The sequence below is a fragment of the Jiulongibacter sp. NS-SX5 genome (genome assembly GCF_052828545.1).
This window is the reverse complement of record NZ_CM128248.1, coordinates 2,195,857-2,215,221: the sequence shown is the minus strand read 5'-3', so window position 1 is coordinate 2,215,221 and position 19,365 is coordinate 2,195,857. Positions and strand designations below refer to the sequence as shown.

9 protein-coding genes, 2 tRNA genes and 3 rRNA genes are annotated in these 19,365 nt (G+C 44.0%); 7 read left to right on the top strand and 7 right to left on the bottom strand.

Annotation, left to right across the window (positions count from 1 at the left end; all coding sequences use genetic code 11):
* Positions 1 to 145 precede the first annotated feature (145 nt).
* The 5 genes from ACUXV0_RS09835 to rrf all read left to right on the top strand — a co-directional run bounded on the left by ACUXV0_RS09835 (position 146) and on the right by rrf (position 5,282).
* Positions 146 to 1,665 (top strand): 16S ribosomal RNA (locus ACUXV0_RS09835).
* Between the two features lie 148 nt (positions 1,666 to 1,813).
* Positions 1,814 to 1,887, top strand: a tRNA-Ile gene (locus ACUXV0_RS09830).
* A gap of 58 nt (positions 1,888 to 1,945) precedes the next feature.
* Positions 1,946 to 2,019: transfer RNA gene (locus tag ACUXV0_RS09825), tRNA-Ala, on the top strand.
* Between the two features lie 184 nt (positions 2,020 to 2,203).
* Positions 2,204 to 5,022: ribosomal RNA gene (locus ACUXV0_RS09820) — 23S ribosomal RNA — on the top strand.
* Positions 5,023 to 5,170: 148 nt separating this feature from the next.
* Positions 5,171 to 5,282: ribosomal RNA gene (rrf, locus tag ACUXV0_RS09815) — 5S ribosomal RNA — on the top strand.
* Together the 16S, 23S and 5S rRNA genes with 2 tRNA genes alongside form the textbook arrangement of a ribosomal RNA operon.
* A 407-nt stretch (positions 5,283 to 5,689) precedes the next feature.
* Here the strand turns inward: rrf and ACUXV0_RS09810 are convergent.
* On the bottom strand, positions 5,690 to 6,238 hold the full coding sequence (locus ACUXV0_RS09810; protein ID WP_446189373.1) for a hypothetical protein: 549 nt from the start codon (positions 6,236 to 6,238) through the stop codon (positions 5,690 to 5,692).
* Between the two features lie 149 nt (positions 6,239 to 6,387).
* On the opposite strand from ACUXV0_RS09810, the gene ACUXV0_RS09805 reads away from it, so the two are divergent.
* On the top strand, positions 6,388 to 9,369 hold the full coding sequence (locus ACUXV0_RS09805; protein WP_446189372.1) for a DNA polymerase III subunit alpha: 2,982 nt from the start codon (positions 6,388 to 6,390) through the stop codon (positions 9,367 to 9,369).
* Between the two features lie 6 nt (positions 9,370 to 9,375).
* On the opposite strand, the gene ACUXV0_RS09800 is transcribed toward ACUXV0_RS09805, so the two are convergent.
* From ACUXV0_RS09800 to ACUXV0_RS09785, 4 genes are all read right to left on the bottom strand, one after another.
* Positions 9,376 to 11,445 (bottom strand): cytochrome c biogenesis protein CcdA, encoded by a 2,070-nt coding sequence (locus ACUXV0_RS09800; RefSeq protein ID WP_446189371.1) that lies wholly within the window; start codon positions 11,443 to 11,445, stop codon positions 9,376 to 9,378.
* Between the two features lie 165 nt (positions 11,446 to 11,610).
* Entirely contained in the window at positions 11,611 to 12,051 is a 441-nt protein-coding gene (locus ACUXV0_RS09795; RefSeq protein WP_446189370.1) for a peptidylprolyl isomerase, read from the bottom strand.
* Between the two features lie 79 nt (positions 12,052 to 12,130).
* Positions 12,131 to 13,777 (bottom strand): OmpA family protein, encoded by a 1,647-nt coding sequence (locus tag ACUXV0_RS09790; protein WP_446189369.1) that lies wholly within the window; start codon positions 13,775 to 13,777, stop codon positions 12,131 to 12,133.
* A gap of 73 nt (positions 13,778 to 13,850) precedes the next feature.
* Entirely contained in the window at positions 13,851 to 14,174 is a 324-nt protein-coding gene (locus tag ACUXV0_RS09785; protein WP_446189368.1) for a DUF3467 domain-containing protein, read from the bottom strand.
* A 281-nt stretch (positions 14,175 to 14,455) separates the two neighbouring features.
* On the opposite strand from ACUXV0_RS09785, the gene fusA reads away from it, so the two are divergent.
* Positions 14,456 to 16,561: an elongation factor G gene (gene fusA / locus ACUXV0_RS09780; RefSeq protein WP_446189367.1), complete on the top strand. Its 2,106-nt coding sequence runs from the start codon at positions 14,456 to 14,458 to the stop codon at positions 16,559 to 16,561.
* Positions 16,562 to 16,618: 57 nt separating this feature from the next.
* Here the strand turns inward: fusA and dinB are convergent, their stop codons facing one another.
* Both dinB and ftsZ read right to left on the bottom strand, forming a co-directional pair.
* On the bottom strand, positions 16,619 to 17,833 hold the full coding sequence (dinB, locus tag ACUXV0_RS09775) for a DNA polymerase IV (protein WP_446189366.1): 1,215 nt from the start codon (positions 17,831 to 17,833) through the stop codon (positions 16,619 to 16,621).
* A gap of 185 nt (positions 17,834 to 18,018) precedes the next feature.
* Positions 18,019 to 19,341: a cell division protein FtsZ gene (gene ftsZ, locus ACUXV0_RS09770; RefSeq protein ID WP_446189365.1), complete on the bottom strand. Its 1,323-nt coding sequence runs from the start codon at positions 19,339 to 19,341 to the stop codon at positions 18,019 to 18,021.
* Positions 19,342 to 19,365 lie beyond the last annotated feature (24 nt).

The following is a 19,365-nucleotide window of genomic DNA, read 5'->3' as shown; positions in this document are numbered from 1 at the left end:
GCCCGTTTGGAAATAACGACTGACGACAAACGATAAAAACATCATCAGTCACGAGCCTTAGACGTTGAAAGTTTGGGGGTAAAGTTCATAGACTTATTGATATATAGACGGACCTCGAGTCAAGGACTTTTTGATATAGTTATTTACTATGGAGAGTTTGATCCTGGCTCAGGATGAACGCTAGCGGCAGGCTTAATACATGCAAGTCGAGGGGTAGAAGAATTGCTTGCAATACTTTGAGACCGGCGAACGGGTGCGTAACGCGTATGCAACCTACCTTTATCAGGGGGATAGCCCAGAGAAATTTGGATTAATACCGCATAATATAAGATCAGGCATCTGGTTTTATTAAAAGATTTATTGGATAGAGATGGGCATGCGTAAGATTAGCTAGTTGGTGAGGTAATGGCTCACCAAGGCGACGATCTTTAGGGGCTCTGAGAGGAGTAACCCCCACACTGGTACTGAGATACGGACCAGACTCCTACGGGAGGCAGCAGTAGGGAATATTGGACAATGGGCGAGAGCCTGATCCAGCCATGCCGCGTGCAGGAAGACGGCCCTCTGGGTTGTAAACTGCTTTTATATGGGAAGAAAAGGGCTTTGCGAAGCACATTGACGGTACCATAGGAATAAGCCACGGCTAACTACGTGCCAGCAGCCGCGGTAATACGTAGGTGGCGAGCGTTATCCGGATTTATTGGGTTTAAAGGGTGCGTAGGCGGCTTTTTAAGTCGGTGGTTAAAGGTAGCAGCTCAACTGTTTTACATGCCATCGATACTGAAGAGCTTGAGTTATCAGAAGGCAGGCGGAATTTCTGGTGTAGCGGTGAAATGCATAGATACCAGAAGGAACACCTATTGCGAAGGCAGCTTGCTGCAGATAAACTGACGCTGATGCACGAAAGCGTGGGGAGCGAACAGGATTAGATACCCTGGTAGTCCACGCCGTAAACGATGATTACTAGTTGTTGGCGATACACAGTCAGTGACCAAGGGAAACCGATAAGTAATCCACCTGGGGAGTACGCCGGCAACGGTGAAACTCAAAGGAATTGACGGGGGTCCGCACAAGCGGTGGAGCATGTGGTTTAATTCGATGATACGCGAGGAACCTTACCTAGGCTAGAATGTGAGCGAATGTTCTAGAGATAGATCAGTCAGCAATGACGCGAAACAAGGTGCTGCATGGCCGTCGTCAGTTCGTGCCGTGAGGTGTTGGGTTAAGTCCCGCAACGAACGCAACCCCTATAGTCTGTTGCCAGCATTTCGGATGGGGACTCAGACTAGACTGCCTACGCAAGTAGAGAGGAAGGAGGGGACGACGTCAGGTCATCATGGCCCTTACGCCTAGGGCGACACACGTGCTACAATGGCAGATACAGAGTGTAGCGAGCTAGTAATAGTAAGCCAATCACAAAAAGTTTGTCACAGTTCGGATTGGGGTCTGCAACTCGACCCTATGAAGCTGGAATCGCTAGTAATCGCATATCAGCCATGATGCGGTGAATACGTTCCCGGACCTTGTACACACCGCCCGTCAAGCCATGGAAGTTGGGTAGACCTGAAGCGGAAGATTAAAGACTTCGTTAGGGTAGAACCAGTAACTGGGGCTAAGTCGTAACAAGGTAGCCGTACCGGAAGGTGTGGCTGGAACACCTCCTTTTTAGAGATATTCTGATTTAGATCAGAAGAAAAAGAGAGAAAGTTCTTACGACGATGATTGATTTCATGTCAATTATCAATAGATACAGAGATGTATCAAGAGGTACCGTCTATATATTCAATGAGTCGACATTTTAAGAGGCAAGACCGGGCCTGTAGCTCAGGTGGTTAGAGCGTTACACTGATAATGTAAAGGTCCCTGGTTCGAGTCCAGGCAGGCCCACTTTCATAACGCAAGAGAGAATATTGCGAATTGAGACTTGGAAACTGCCGACTTAGAAGGGGGATTAGCTCAGCTGGCTAGAGCACCTGCCTTGCACGCAGGGGGTCATCGGTTCGACTCCGATATCCTCCACAACTATTAGAGAAAAGAGTTTCTCTGGTAAAAATGACGATAACGTAAAGTAGTTATTGTTGTCAAATCTTGGTGATCGTAGTAAAGGACGATTGTTACTGAATGCCGAAAGGCTGTAGGTATAAGCTGAGAATAAGAGTTCATTGACATGATGTAAGAAAGACTGAGAAGAGAGAATTATTAAGAAGAGCTACGTAAGGGCGTACGGCGGATGCCTGGGGTCTCAGAGGCGAAGAAGGACGTGATAAGCTGCGATAAGCAACGGGGAACAGCACATATGTATTGATCCGTTGATTTCCGAATGGGGCAACCCTCTCATCTGAAGGATGAGAATCTATACTAAGTATAGAGGTGAACGAAGGGAACTGAAACATCTAAGTACCTTTAGGAGAAGAAAACAACAGTGATTCCGCAAGTAGTGGCGAGCGAACGCGGAGAAGCCCAAACCATTGATGTTACGGCATTAGTGGGGTTATAGGACTGCATTTAGGATTGTCTTTAAACTTGAATGACTTGGGAAAGTCAGCCATAGAGCGTGAGAGCCGCGTAAAGGTAAACAGAGACATGACGAGCAGTATCCTGAGTAGGTGGGGGCCGGTGAAACCCCCTCTGAATTCGGCTGCACCATCAGCCAAGGCTAAATACTCCTGAGACACCGATAGAGAACTAGTACCGTGAGGGAAAGGTGAAAAGCACGGGGAATACCCGGGTGAAATGAACCTGAAACCGTACGCTTACAAGCGGTCGGAGCCACTTTATGTGGTGACGGCGTGCCTTTTGCATAATGATCCTACGAGTTATGGTATCCGGCCAGGTTAAGTACTTAAGGTACGAAGCCGAAGCGAAAGCGAGTTTTAACAGAGCGTTAAGTCGGGTGCTATAGACGCGAAACCTAGTGATCTACCCATGGTCAGGTTGAAGGTTGGGTAAGACCAATTGGAGGACCGAACCGGTAAACGTTGAAAAGTTTTCGGATGAACTGTGGGTAGGGGTGAAAGGCTAATCAAACTAGGAAATAGCTCGTACTCCCCGAAATGTTTTTAGGAACAGCGTCAGGGTTTAGTCTTATCGAGGTAGAGCTACCAATTGGATGCGGGGGAGTCACATCCTACCAAATTCAGATGAACTCCGAATGCGATAAGATATACCTGGCAGTGAGGGCTCGGGTGCTAAGGTCCGAGTCCAAGAGGGAAAGAACCCAGATCTACAGCTAAGGTCTCTAAATCTATACTAAGTTGAACAAAGGAAGTCTGACTGCAGAGACAGCCAGGATGTTTGCTTGGAAGCAGCAATCATTTAAAGAGTGCGTAACAGCTCACTGGTCGAGCGGGGCGGGCATCGATAATAAACGGGCATAAAGTATAGTACCGAAGCTTAGAATTGTAGTTTACTACAGTGGTAGGGGAGCATTCTCATGGCAGTGAAGGTGTTAGGTAACTAATGTTGGAGCGATGAGAAAAGCAAATGTAGGAATAAGTAGCGATAATGAATGTGAGAAACATTCACACCGAAAGACTAAGGTTTCCTCCGCTATGCTAATCAACGGAGGGTTAGTCGGATCCTAAGGATAATGCGAGAGCAGAGGCCGATGGGAACAATGTTAATATTCATTGACCTGTATTTATTGCGACACGGGGACGGATTTTCAAGCTTTGCACGTACTGACGGAATAGTGCGTTGAGCGGCGGCTTAGGCTAAAGCGAGCGAGGGGAGAAGGTTCCAAGAAAAGCCGTTAAGCTTCAGATGAATACAGACCGTACCGTAAACCGACACAGGTAGTCGAGGCGAGAAGCCTAAGGTGCTCGAGTGATTCATGGCTAAGGAATTAGGCAAATTAACCCTGTAACTTCGGGATAAGGGGAGCCATCAGCAATGATGGCCGCAGAGAAATGGCCCAGGCGACTGTTTAGCAAAAACACATGGCTATGCGAAGATTAATGTCGACGTATATGGCCTGACACCTGCCCGGTGCTGGAAGGTTAAGAGGGGGGCTTAGCGTAAGCGAAGGTCTGAATCGAAGCCCCAGTAAACGGCGGCCGTAACTATAACGGTCCTAAGGTAGCGAAATTCCTTGTCGGGTAAGTTCCGACCTGCACGAATGGTGTAACGATCTGGGCACTGTCTCAGCCATGAGCTCGGCGAAATTGTAGTGACGGTGAAGATGCCGTCTACCCGCCACGGGACGGAAAGACCCCGTGAACCTTTACTATAGCTTAGCATTGGGACTGGGTACTTGATGTGTAGGATAGGTGGGAGACTGTGATCCGGCGTCGCCAGGCGTCGGTTAGTCGTTGTTGAAATACCACCCTTTAATTATCTGGTTCCTAACCCCTCGAAGGGGGACATTGCTTGGTGGGTAGTTTGACTGGGGTGGTCGCCTCCAAAAGTGTAACGGAGGCTTTCAAAGGTTCCCTCAGCACGCTTGGTAACCGTGCGTTGAGTGCAATAGCAAAAGGGAGCTTGACTGAGAGACCTACAAGTCGATCAGGGTCGAAAGACGGATATAGTGATCCGGTGGTTCTGTATGGAAGGGCCATCGCTCAAAGGATAAAAGGTACTCCGGGGATAACAGGCTGATCTCCCCCAAGAGCTCATATCGACGGGGAGGTTTGGCACCTCGATGTCGGCTCGTCACATCCTGGGGCTGGAGAAGGTCCCAAGGGTTGGGCTGTTCGCCCATTAAAGTGGCACGCGAGCTGGGTTCAGAACGTCGTGAGACAGTTCGGTCCCTATCTGTGGTGGGCGTAGGAAGTTTGAGAGGCTCTGATTTTAGTACGAGAGGACCGAATTGGACATACCGCTGGTGTATCTGTTGTCTTGCCAAGGGCACGGCAGAGTAGCTACGTATGGACGGGATAAACGCTGAAAGCATCTAAGTGTGAAACCCACCTCAAGATGAGACTTCCATAGAGGAACGTTATAGATGATGACGTAGATAGGCTACAGGTGAAAGTGCAGTAATGTATGCAGCCGAGTAGTACTAATGAACCGAAAGCTCTTCATATTTTTAATTTCACTTCAAAGTTTTTCTTCATCACAATGTGCCTTCCCTTCGACAAGCTCAGGGATCAGAAGACACATTAATGTCAAGATATTTATTGGTACTGGCCGAAAGCACAACGCTGAAAGCCGATAGCCAAATTAAGACCTTGTTGGTGTTAATAGGGCGGGTGTTCACCTCTTCCCATTCCGAACAGAGTAGTTAAGCCCCGCACCGCCGATGGTACTTGGATCAAACCCGGGAGAGTAGGTAGATGCCACAATTTTATTATAAAGCCTCGTAGAAATACGAGGCTTTTTTGCGTTTAAGACCTTGTGTTTGGAGTTGTTGCTTAAGCAAAGAATAGTAATAGCATGTACTTGTATTTTATTATAAGGATGGTTCACGAACTACTGACTGAGGGAGAGTAGCTAGCTGGACTAGGCGTCCCCCCATCATTTTATTACAAAGCCTTGTAGAAATACGGGGCTTTTTTGTGTTTAAAACCTTGAGGGTTGAATCGCTTGACAGTGTCAACCTGATTATTAAAAGTGATAGTAAAGGTTGTTCTTTGATTACATCTACAAACAGAATATCATTACACAATCTTGTAGTGATATGACGCCTTTATTTAGGCTCTAGAGGTTTAGTTTTATTTAGTCATGAGCCTTTATTACTTAAATGGCTGACTTAATTCACTCGATTAAATCGGGCTTCAAAAGCTACTTCTTCGTCACCGTTTGGGGTGGTGACTATGGCTTTACCAAACATAAACCAAACTCCGGGTGCTTGTTCTTCACCGGCTATACAGCCAGATTTGGCTGGAGAAAGCTCTACATTTCCGCAGGTGCATGTTCTTTTAAAATGGACATTAAGTTTTTTAAAGTCGTTACCATTTACCCAAAATGTTTTGTCTAGCGGGTCTGTCTCAAAAAGAAGTGTGTTTTTGATCTCTGGTCGTATGCCCGCCACTTCGGTATCCATGGTTTTAAATTCAAAGACGTTTTTATCTCCATCTTGAATAGAGGATTCTCCTGAAAGATCGATGTTTGAGTTTCGGTAATAATTAAAAGAGCAGTCGTCATACCAAAGGCAGCCATTATTAATAAGCTTTTTTTCTTCTCCTGTGAGGCATTGGAATCCGCAGTTGTCACAACTTTCAGGTAGCTCGTTCTCTCCACATGAAAGCAGAAAAAACAGAATACTAAATAGACCCAAATACAATCTAGATTTTACCATTTGGTGCTCATTGATCTATACTATTTACATGATTTGCATTTAAATGGTTTTCGGGGAAGTGACTTTTGTATTTTATGGTGTAGATGTTAGCAATATTTGATCAAAATATTAGCGGAATTTACCTTTGAGATCTTTAAAAACGAAAGGTCTTGTATCTGAATTGTCACACGTATTTTAGCTTACGTTATGGTACTTTTTCTGAGAAGGAATTGCTCCTGCTCGGGCAGAAGTATGGGCAGCAGGTACTTGTTCTTACCGACATCAATAATACATCGGGCTGTATGTCTTTTGTACGGCAATCAGCCAAGTATAACATCAGGCCGGTAATCGGTATTGACTTCAGAATTGGAGCAGAGCAGCTCTATGTAGGCATTGCCAGGAATAATGATGGCTTTGCTGAGCTTAATGAGTTTTTGACGAAGCATTCTTTATCTAAAAAGGAGTTGCCCACTGAGCCACCAGTATTCCAGCATTGTTTTGTGATTTATCCTTTGACCAAGGTCAATGAGCTTAATAAAACAGCTTTTGCCGAGCATGAGTTTATTGGCGTCGATCTCGACGATCTGGAGTATTTGCACCGCAGCAAATGGGCTTCTTATGAGCACAAAATGGTGTTTTTACATTCGGTGAGTTTCAGACATCAGCAAGATTATAATGTGCATCGTTTACTCCGTGCTATTGACCGAAACGATTTGCTGAGTCGGCTTCCGCCAGAGGCTTTTGGCAAAAAAACTGAAGTATTTCTGGAGCCGGGGCAAATAGAAGAAGCTTTGAGAAATCACCCTATCATAACTGAGAATACGCATGCGTTGCTTCAGAAGTGTTCTATTTATTTTGACTTTAGTGAGGATAGGCCTCATCAAAATCTGCTCAGTTATCATGGAAACAGAGAGCAAGATAGGAGGCTGATAAGGCGGTTGTGTAAGGAGGGTTTGCGTAAACGTTATGATGTAATCACCAGAACTATCCTGAAAAGGGTGGCTAAAGAACTCGATATCATTGAGAGTAAAGATTATGTTGCTTTTTTTCTGGTCAATTGGAACATCGTGGAGTATGCCAAAGGCAATGGCTATTATCATGTAGGCCGTGGTAGTGGTGCCAATAGTATAGTGGCTTATTTGCTGGGGATTACAGATGTAGACCCCATAGAGCTTGATCTGTATTTTGAGCGATTTATGAACCTCTACAGGGCCAATCCTCCCGACTTTGATATCGATTTTTCATCCAGAGATAGAGATGATGTGACGCGTCATATTTTTGAATGTTTTGGGCGAGGGATGAGGGCGGCTCTGCTGGCTACCTATAATACTTTTCAATACAGCGGAGCGGTACGCGAACTGGGGAAGGTCTTTGGACTACCCAAAAGCGAAATAGATGCTCTGAGTAATGCTAAAATACCTGAGAAAACGCCAGATCATATTCAGTCACTTATTCTGAAATATGCCGGTCTCATCATGGGGATGCCAAATCACCTGAGTGTTCACTCCAGCGGGATTGTGATTTCTGAGAAGCCCCTCTACTATTTTTCGGCTATGGATATGCCACCGAAGGGCTTTCCTACGGTACAGTTTGATATGGAGATTGCCGAAGATGTGGGCTTGTTTAAATATGATATTCTGGGGCAGAGAGGTTTGGGTAAAATAAAAGATACCCTCGGGATTATTGCATATAACCGGCCAGACCTGCCGCCGATAGACATCAGAGATGTAAAGAGCTTTTTTAAAGACCCAAAGATTAATGAGCAGATAAGCCTGGCTCAGTGTATTGGTTGCTTTTATGTGGAGTCACCGGCCATGCGGATGTTGCTTCGCAAACTAAGAGTAGATAATTATCTGGGACTGGTAGCGGCCAGCTCTATCATCAGACCCGGCGTCTCAAAAAGTGGGATGATGCGAGAGTATATTCTTAGGCACAGGCACCCGGAGCGTATCAAAGAAAAAGCCCATAAGGTGATGCTGGATATCATGCCTGAAACCTATGGTGTGATGGTATACCAGGAAGATGTGATTAAAGTAGCTCATTATTTTGCGGGTTTATCGCTGGGTGAGGCAGATCAGCTTAGGCGAGGAATGAGTGGTAAATACCGTTCTCGTGAGGAGTTTGCCAAAGTAAAACAGAAGTTTATCAGCAATTGTCGGCAGCGGGGAATAGAGGAGAGCATGATTCATGAGGTGTGGGCTCAGACAGAGAGTTTTGCCGGGTATGCTTTTGCAAAGGGGCATTCGGCATCATATGCGGTAGAGAGTTATCAGAGTTTGTACCTGAAAACGTATTTTCCGCTGGAGTATATGGTAGCGGTGCTCAATAACGGAGGTGGATTTTACAGAGTAGAAACCTACATACATGAGGCTCGTATGAATGGTGGGCGTATTCATGCTCCGCATATCAATATCAGCAGGCGAGAGACCATCATCAAAGGCCGCGATATTTACCTGGGTTTTCAGCATTTACATGGCATGGATACCAGCCTCATGATTTCAATCGTGAAAGAGCGTGAGGAAAATGGAGACTTTAAGAGTCTTGAAGATTTTCTGGAGCGTGTAAGTATCGGCCCCGATCAGGTAGAAATTTTGCTACGCATCGGGAGTTTTAACTTTTCAGGAGTCAATAAGCGAGAGCTACTCTGGAAAGCCCTCTATAAACTCAACCGCGAGCCGGCAAGGTCTATTCAAAATCCGCTTTTTAAGGTAAAGACCAAGAGTTTTGAATTGCCTAAAATGGTGTCTTCTGAGATGGAGGATACTTTTGATCAGATAGAGCTGCTGGGTTTTCCGCTGTGCGACCCATTCGCTCTTTTAGAAACACCACCAGAGAATGAGCTGTTGGCGGCAGATATGGTCAATTTTGTGAACAAAAATATCACCATTTACGGCTATATGGTGACCGTAAAGAATACCAAAACAGCCAAAGGAACCATTATGAAGTTTGGTACTTTTCTAGATCGGGCCGGCCACTGGATAGATACTGTGCATTTTCCGCCTGTAGCAGCTAAATTCCCTTTCAGAGGCAAAGGCGTCTACAGGCTTACCGGTAAGGTGGTGGCTGAGTTTGATTTTCTCAGCCTTGAGGTTACGGATATGAATAGACTGGATTACCTGCCAGATGCCCGTTACCAGGCAGAGGATGGTTAATTCAGCTTATTGATGCAGGCTTTTGCCTTTATCCAGGAAATCAATGAATTCCTCTTCAGACGAGTAACCGATAGGGTCTAGCAGCGGCTCACCTTCAGCATTAACGACGGCATAATATGGCTGAGCATTGTTATTGAACTTGGTGATCTCCAAATCCATATTTTTAGCTCCTACCGTGGTTTTCTTCTCGTTATCGTAAGAAGAAACGTAATGTTTTTCTATAGGCAAATCGGCTTTGTCATCAACATATAAAGAAGCAATGACGAAGTCTTCTGAAAGCCGCTGAAGGACACCTTCTTTTGGCCAAACAAACTCTTCCATTTTACGGCAGTTTGCACAGGCATAACCTGTAAAATCAATCAGCACTGGCTTTCCTACTTCTCCAGAGTAAGCGAGTGCATCATGGTAATCTTTAAAGCCTTGTAAGCCATGTGGCAAAGCTTTCATTTTTTCATTGGCCAGAGGCTTAATAGTGCCACTTACCTGAGTGGTAGGCATCGGAGGTAAAATCCCTGATAGTAAAGAAAGCGATTTATTGGTTACTCCCGGAATCATATATGCGGCCAAGGCAAAGAATACCAAAGAATAGGCAATACGAGCAAAACTCAATTTTTCTACTTTAGAATCTTTAGGCAGACGTAGGAAGCCAAGAATATACAAACCAATAAGAATGGCGATAACCACCCAAACCAGAATAAATATGTTTCTATGGATGAGATTCCAGTGGTAGGCCAGGTCTATATTGCTTAAAAATTTAAGTGCAAGGGCAAACTCCAGAAAACCAAAAACAGCCTTTAGCTCATTAAGCCAGCCGCCAGACTTTGGTAGATTCTTTAACCACTGTGGAAACATCGCTAGAGAGGTGAATACAGCAGCAAACGGCAGCCCGAAAGCCAACATTCCATAGAGCGGTCTTAGCACTTCTCCCTGAGCTGAGAGTATTAGTAATGAACCGACAAAAGGGACAGTACAGGAGAACGAAACTACCACTAAAGTGAGTGCCATAAAAAAGATACCGATCATACCTCCTCTGTCAGACATACGGTCTATTTTATTGACCGCCCCATGGGGTAAAACAATCTCAAATGCACCAAGTAGGGAAATCCCGAAAATGATGAAAATGATGAAGAAGATCAGGTTGGGAATCCAGTGAGTACTGATGAAATTCAGAAAAGGTGCTCCAAAAGCCATCGTTACCAGACCCATCACCGCAAAAATGGCCATGATGCTGATACCATAGAAAAAAGCCTTCGATTTTCCGTTTTCCTGCTTTGTGAAAAAGCTCACTGTCATCGGCATGATTGGGTAAATACAGGGCATAAAAATGCTGGCAAAACCTGCACCTAAGGCCAGTAAAAGGAACTTCCACAGACTGGTTGCTTCTTCGCTATTGGCAGCCACGGGAGTGTCGCTATTCACTACGCCAGTATTTTCAGTGAGTGTGGTCTCTTCGTTTTCATTAGTGACTTGTGGAAGCGTTTCTATCGCCGCTTCGGTTTTGTCATCTTCTTCTGCTAAAGCGGTCCTGGTACCGTCTTTTTCTATGGAGGCGGCCTCTGATTGAGTAGTTTTGATTGCAGCTTCTGGTGTAGCTACCGCAGAGGCGGCAATTCCTTTGACATTGAATGTAAAGTTCTGATCACCATTAACACATCTTCCATCTACATCAGTACATGATTGAAAACTTATTTCACCCTTAATCTGAGCAGCTGGCTTAAGAATCTTTACCTTTTGGATAAACTTTCCCTTTTTGGTAAAGTATGTAATGTCTCCACCCCAGAGATCGTCGTATTTCTTTTTAGGAGATATCGGTACTAAGCCGCCTACCAACTGATAGCTATCATTAGGGGTGAATTCTACTTCTGTAACGATGGGGCCAAGGTTAGGGTCAAAATCTGAAGAGTATAAATACCAGTCTTTTTGAATGGTAGCATGGAATTCCAGTTCCACTACATCACCTACTTTTACCTCGCTTTTAGCGGGCTTAAATTCCCAGGTGGTAGGGGTTAGAATCTGGGCTATAGAGAACTGACTAAGCAGTAATAAGACTGATAAAATCTGAATTGACCTTTTCATGGAAATCGGTGCGTTTTTTTAGATGTACTACGTAACAAGAAGTAGACACAAAAAATTAGTGAACGTTGTAAAAATATCAATTTGCTTGCCAAAGCAAGTTGCCGTATCTATACATAACGAAAAAAGGGAGACCAAGGCCTCCCTTTCTCCTCAAAAAAATATGTTTTAAGCTTCTTCCAGAACCTCAATTTTCTGAATAACATCACCTTGTCTGATGTCATCAATCACATCAAGACCTTCCACTACTTTACCAAAACAAGTGTGGTTTCTATCCAGGTGAGCAGTGTTAGTTCTGCTATGACAGATGAAAAACTGGCTTCCGCCTGTATCTCTACCTCTATGAGCCATTGATAACACTCCACGATCATGGTATTGGTTATCACCGTCTAGTTCACATGGAATGGTGTATCCGGGGCCTCCTCCGCCTGTTCCGGTTGGGTCACCACCCTGAATCACGAAATCAGGAATAACACGGTGAAAGGTTACACCATCATAATAACCTTCTTTTGAAAGTTTGATAAAGTTCTCTACCGCCAGTGGGGCGTCATTATCATAAAATTCAATGACCATTGTACCTTTATCGGTCACCATATTTGCTTTTGTCATCTTAGATCTTGTTGTTTTTTATGCAGGGCATTTCTGCCGATATGATATTCTTTGTGGCTGCAAAAGTAATAAATACGCCTTAGTTTTTAGTAATCATGAACTCCACCCTGCGGTTTTTAGCTTGTCCTTCGGTGGTCTCGTTTGAGGCTACAGGTCTGGATTCTCCAAGTCCCACACTTGTTACTTTTTCCAGAGGTACACCTTTGCCCGTCAGGTAGTTTCGTACGGCATCAGCACGTTGTTGTGAAAGCCTCAGGTTAACTTCAGCTGGTCCCACGTTATCAGTATGCCCCTGTACCTCAATTGCCATATTTCGGTTTTGGATAAGAGCATCTGCTAATCTGTTTAATTCAGGGAAGGATTCCTCTTCAAGCTCTGCACTGGCAAATTTGAAGAAGATATTACTAAGTGTTACCGAAACACCGGTTTGAATTGGAGCCAGCTCAAGATTTTCGCCCTTTATTTCTTTGAACTCTCCGGCCTGCATGAGGTCGATGGTTTTGCCTATGGCAATAAAATCATTTGCCTCCGCCCTTATAGTGTAGCGTTGACCGTAAGGAAGCACTATTTTATACTCACCCGTGACCGGGTTTGTATTGGCAACGCCAATCTCTTCTCCATCAGGGAAGGTTTCATAAATGATGCGAGCCTCAATCGGCCTTTTGGTTTTAAGGTCAATTACTTTCCCACTCAACATAACTACAGGGTTAGAGGCCGTGAGATCTACCAGGCTTTCTTCTTCATCTTCTTTTTTTGATGCATTCGAGGTCTTCTGCCCTTCTTCATTTCTGGCTGTTTGCAAAGCCGCAACGGCTTCCGTTTCTTCTTCAAGATTTCTTAATCTGAAGCGTACGATGTCGCCCTTGCCGACCGACTTATCACGCGTGCTCATGTAAGCATACTCACCAGAGGCTGTGATAGAATAATAATAGTCGTCTTTTTCAGTGTTGATTTTCTCACCGAGGTTAATGGGTTTAGACCACTTTTTCCAGCTTCTGTCTTGCCTTTTGGTTACCCATATATCTACACCACCTTCACCTCCTTTTCTATCGGAGGCAAAATAGAGTGTGTAATTATCTGAAGCCAGAAAGGGCGTGGTTTCGGTGTTTTTGGTATTGATGTCAGCCCCCAGAGATTCTGGTTTTGACCATTTGCCGTCTTTGCTCTGAAAACTGATGTAAAGGTCATCATCCCTGCTGTTCTTTTTTTCGGAGAATGAGAAAAGTAGCACCTTACCATTATTGGTCAAAAAAGCAGAAAGGTATTGACCCTTACACATAGAGCTAAGTCTGGGAATGTCTAGCTTTTGGGGTTGGGTCCAGCCTGTTCTGGTCTTGGTGCATTTTGAAATACCTACTTCATCATTGATCTTTCTACCATTATTATAAACCCCTCTGATTAGGATGGTATTGCCATCTGGGGTAATACTAAAAAGATCATTATAACGGCCCTTATTGATGGTGTTGGGCATTTTGCGGGCAATAGACCACCGACCATCTGACCTGAATTGAGAATACCAAACGTCATTGCTGCCTTCTTTACCATAATTATTAGAAGGATGACTTACTCTTATAAAATAAAGGGCTTCTCCATCTGGTGCTATCACCGGGTGGATCTCATTATATTCAGTATTAATAGCGGAGCTTAGTTGCTGTCTTTCCTGAGCATCGGCTGAAAAAGCCCATATGCCTGAAAAAACAAAAACTAGTCTGAAGAGGTGTTTCATACGTATCAGGAACGAAGATAATGACCTATAAATTATCTCTGTCAATATTTAAGCCAATTCCTGAGTTTGTTGATTAAGCTTCTCCCATTGGGCCACCAAAATTCATTGGGAATGGCGTAGGCTCAGCGTGTTCTCTGATATCGCCAAAATTGTTTTCGTATTTGGCAATATTGTCTTCCAAAGCCTGTAGTAATCTTTTGGCGTGCTCAGGGGTGAGAATAACTCTGGATTTTACTTTTGCCTTAGGCACACCGGGCATTAGTCTTATAAAGTCAAGAACAAACTCAGAATTGCTATGGGCTATCATTGCCAAGTTGGCATATACGCCTTCAGCAACTTCCTCTGAGAGTTCTATATTGATTTGTTTATCGTCTATTTCTGCAGTTTTTTGAGCCATGATGAAAGGGTTTAACTTTAGTGTTAACAAGTGCAAAATTAACAAATGTTTTAAGGTGATTTTTTTGAGGGGCAGAATCTTATTCTATGGTTTTCTGGGCGGTTTTTTGGTGTGCTTTGATGATCAAATCATTAAGTGTAAGGCTAAAGGTGTAAAACTTCAAAAAAATGATTACTTTTGCACCCCGAAAATCAATTGGTAAATGTATGGCTGAGGACAGTCTGAAAAGTGTTGGTTTTCAAGGCCTTATTTAAGTCAAAAAAGTTTAAACATATTATTAAATGGCTCGCGATTTAAAATTTACAAGAAACATTGGTATTGCCGCCCACATTGATGCCGGTAAAACTACCACTACAGAACGTATCCTTTACTATGGTGGTGTTAGCCACAAAATTGGTGAGGTGCATGATGGTGCTGCTACAATGGACTGGATGGAGCAGGAGCAGGAAAGAGGTATTACTATTACTTCTGCTGCCACTACTCTAAACTGGAATTACAAAGGTGATAAGTACCACATGAACATCATCGATACTCCTGGTCACGTTGACTTTACTGTTGAGGTGAACAGATCATTGAGAGTATTGGATGGTTTGGTTTTCTTGTTTTCTGCGGTAGATGGTGTGGAGCCACAGTCAGAAACTAACTGGAGACTTGCGAATAACTATAATGTAGCTCGTCTTGGTTTTGTAAACAAAATGGACCGTCAGGGTGCTGATTTCCTTAACGTATGTAGCCAGGTTAAAGAAATGCTTGGTTCTAACGCAGTACCTCTTCAATTACCGATTGGTTCTGAAGATACTTTCAAAGGGGTGGTAGACCTTGTTTATAACAAAGCCATCGTTTGGAATGAAGAAGATATGGGGATGACTTTCACGGAGATTGATATCCCTGCAGATATGGAAGACGAAGTAATGCACTGGAGAGAGCAGCTTCTTGAATCTGTAGCTTCTGTTGATGAGTCATTGATGGAGAAATTCTTCGAAGATCCGGATTCTATCTCTGCTGAAGAGATCATCGCAGCTCTTCGTGTAGCTACTATCAACCTTGAGATTGTACCAATGCTTTGTGGTTCTGCCTTTAAAAACAAAGGTGTACAGACCATGCTTGACTACGTGATGGAGCTTCTTCCTTCACCTTTAGATAGAAAAGCGATCAAAGGTACTAACCCTGAAACTGGTGATGCTATCTACAGAGAAGCAGATCCTTCTCAGCCATTCTCAGCTTTGGCATTTAAGATTGCTACTGACCCATTCGTAGGTCGTCTTTGTTTCATCCGTTCATATTCAGGTATGCTTCCTTCTGGTTCATACGTATTGAATAACCGTTCTGGTAACAAAGAGCGTATATCTCGTATTTTCCAGATGCACGCTAATAAGCAAAACCAAATTGACGCTCTACACGCCGGTGATATCGGAGCTGTTGTTGGTTTTAAAGATATCAAAACTGGTGACACTCTATCTGATGAAAAGAACCCTATCGTTCTTGAATCAATGATCTTCCCAGATCCTGTAATTGGTTACGCTATTGAGCCTAAGAAAACTGCTGACCAGGATAAATTTGGTAACGCTATCGCGAAATTGATCGAAGAGGATCCAACACTACAGGTAGAATCTAACGAAGAAACTGGCCAGACGATCATCAGAGGTATGGGTGAGCTTCACCTTGATATTATCATTGATCGTATGCGTCGTGAGTTTAAGGTAGAAGTAAACCAAGGTGCTCCTCAGGTGGCTTACAAAGAAGCTCTTACTAAGACTATCGAAGGTAGAGAGGTTTATAAGAAGCAGTCTGGTGGTCGTGGTAAATTTGCCGATATCGTATTTGAAATCGGGCCACGTGATGAGCCTGAAGAAGGAAAAGAAGCAGAAACTGGTCTTCAGTTTGTGAACAATATCGTGGGTGGTGCTATTCCTCGTGAATTCATCCCATCTGTAGAAAAAGGATTTAGAGAAGCTATGAACACTGGTCCTTTGGCTGGTTTCCCTGTAGATTCATTGAAGATTCGTCTTTTCCACGGTTCATTCCACGATGTCGATTCAGATTCATTCTCTTTTGAGATGGCTGCTCGTATGGCATTCCGTAACTTCGGTAAAGAAGCAGGTGCTAAGCTTATGGAGCCTATCATGGCTGTTGAGATTCTTACTCCTGATGAGTATACTGGTCCTATCACAGGTGACTTGAACCGTCGTCGTGGTATCATGAAAGGTATGGATACCAAGCAAGGTTCTCAGGTGATTAAGGCTGATGTACCTCTTTCTGAACTATTCGGTTATGTAACAGACTTGAGAACTATCTCTTCTGGTCGTGCTACAGCTAACCTTACGTTCTCTCATTATGACTTTGTTCCTCAGAACATTGCTGATGGAGTAATCAAGAAAGAAGCTTAATTGAAAGTATAGATAAATAGAAAGCGGCTCTGCAAAGAGCCGCTTTTTTTATGCCTTTTACTGTGTTCTGTGAGCCAATAGGATAGGGGGCTCACCGTTGAAAGGGTTGGCTATGCCACCGATAGACCTGGCCCCGAAAGTAGAAGCTCTCATAACACTACGTGCCCCGAATTTATTCCTGATCTTATCCATACCCATGTATAGCTGGGCTGTTTTTTCTACGTTTTCAAAAATACTGAGCTGGTAGCTGCCATTGATGATCTCGCTAAACTTGACACCCACCAGCCTCACCAGTAATCTTCTGTTATATAAGCTCTCAAAAAGCTCCAGTACCTTTGGTATCATGATGTGATCTGCAGAAGAGTAGGCTATTCGGGTCTGTTTTGAATAGGTATTAAAGTCAGAATACCTGATTTTGACACTGATACATCCCGCTATTTTACCGCCTGAGCGTAGCTGATAGGTAAGCTGCTCTGCCATGGCCTCAATGGTGGTTTTTAGCTGACTAACATCTGTGGTGTCTTTGCCAAATGTACGCTCATTAGAAATAGATTTGCGTTCGTGGTATTCTATAACCGGGCTGTTATCTATGGCATTGGCCTTCTCCCATAGCGTTTGACCGTTTTTACCGAGTACAGAGCTCATCATTTCCATCGGTAGCTCCTGTACGTTTCTTACCCACTTAATACCCAGGTTACACAGCGTATGATAAGTACGCTCACCCACCATGGGTATTCTTTTGATAGCCAGAGGAGCCAGAAAGGGCTTTTCTGTGCCTACAGTTACATTGATCTGGTTATCGGGTTTAGCTTTGCCTGTGGCTACTTTAGATACCGTTTTATTGATAGACAGCCCGAGTGATATCGGTAAGCCTGTTTCTTTTTTGACGGCTTGCCGTATCTCTGAAGCATACTGAAAGCAGCCGAAGTGCTTGTCCATTCCGCTGAGGTCTGCATAAAACTCATCTACACTAGCCTTCTCTAAAATGGGGACACGTTCTTTGATAATCTCGGTGACTATTCTGGATTCATCGGCATAAACGCCGGCATTTCCTTTGATCACTATGGCCTCAGGGCATAGCATTCGGGCCATTTTCATTGACATACCAGAGAATACATTAAATCGTCTGGCTTCATAGCTGGCAGCGGAGACCACCCCGCGGTTTCCTGTGCCACCTACCAGCACTGGTCTGTTCATTAAGCTGCTGTCTTTTTTCCTTTCTACAGAGATAAAAAAGGTGTCCAGATCCATGTGAAGAATCGTCCTGCTCATTGTCTTATATTGTATAGTTCACTCCACCATTCAGGCAGATTAGGCCTTCGGTGTTTTTAGTCAAAGGTAGGGTGGAAGTGGTGTTTGCTACAATATTGAGACTTCTTTGCTAATTATTTTAACAAAAAAAATGGACCTCAAATATGAGGTCCATTTAATTATAAAGTTTGCTTATAGTCAGTAATTTACACCTTATTTACAAGCCTGTTTTCTTCAGGAATATCATCTACATCACCGATTTCAATACCATAACGCATATAGGCCGGGGTATTTTCTATATCCTCTTTTACCGAGTCATCTTTAGCAAAAGTTACCGCAGTTTCACGAAGCTTCTCCTCGGCTTCAAAAAGCCCGAACTGGCTTTCTTCAGCTGGTTTCGTTTTTTTCTTTTTGGCAGGAGCCGAGGCAGGGCTAGCTATGCCAGGCATATTAAAAGAGGCAAAAGGGCTATCCTCATGTTTCTCAAAATCAAGCTCAGGTGAGCTTTCCTTTTGTGGCTTATGGTTTTCAGCACCAAACTCCGTAATGCCGGCTGCTACTATCGTTACTCTGATTTTATCTTCCAGTGAGGTATCAATAGAGTATCCATGTTTCACAATCTTAGCCTTGGTTTTGATCTGGCTTTCGATAAATTTCATGATCATGGCCTGATCACTCATCTTAATTTTATACTCAGGTTTTTCGTTTGAGTAAGAAATAGAGACCAAGAGTCTTTTCGAGCCTTTGATGCTATTGCTATGTAGCAACGGAGACTTCAGGGCTTCTTCTACGGCTACCTTGGCTCTGTCTACACCAGAAGCTTCTGCAGAGCCCATAACGGCTTGTCCGGCATTTTTCAATACCGTTTTTACATCGGCGTAATCCAGATTGATGATACCCGGTCTGGTAATCAGCTCTGCAATGCTTTTGACACCATTTGCCAGGATGCCATCGGCTCTTTCAAAAGCCTCCTGAATATCCATATCATGAAAGAGATTCTCCAGACGGTCGTTTTTTACTATAAGAACCGTATCACAGAATTCCTTCATGCGTTCTATACCTTCCATGGCTTGCTCAATTTTCTCAGAGCCTTCCCAGCTAAACGGGTCGGTAACCACACCTACCGTTAGCATATCTTTCTCTTTGGCTATACGGGCTATCACCGGAGCAGCACCTGTACCTGTACCACCACCCATACCAGCGGTAATAAAAACCATCTCAGTAGGAGCCTGAAACAACTTATGAATGGCATCTTCACTCTCCAGTGCTGCCTGTTCTCCTACTTTAGGGATAGCTCCGGCTCCAAGCCCTTTGGTAAGCTCTGCACCTAGCTGAAGGCGTGAGATACCGAGTGGCAAATCTTTCAGTACCTGGAGGTCGGTATTAGCAGCCAAAATATCTACATCGGCAATCCCCATTTTGTGTAGGGTTTTTACGGCGTTTCCACCGGCTCCACCCACACCAATCACCTTTATGATGTTTGGCATTTCAGATTCAAAGTCGAGGTCGTAATCCTGCTGGTATAACATAGTTTTATGGTTTATTTAGGAAGC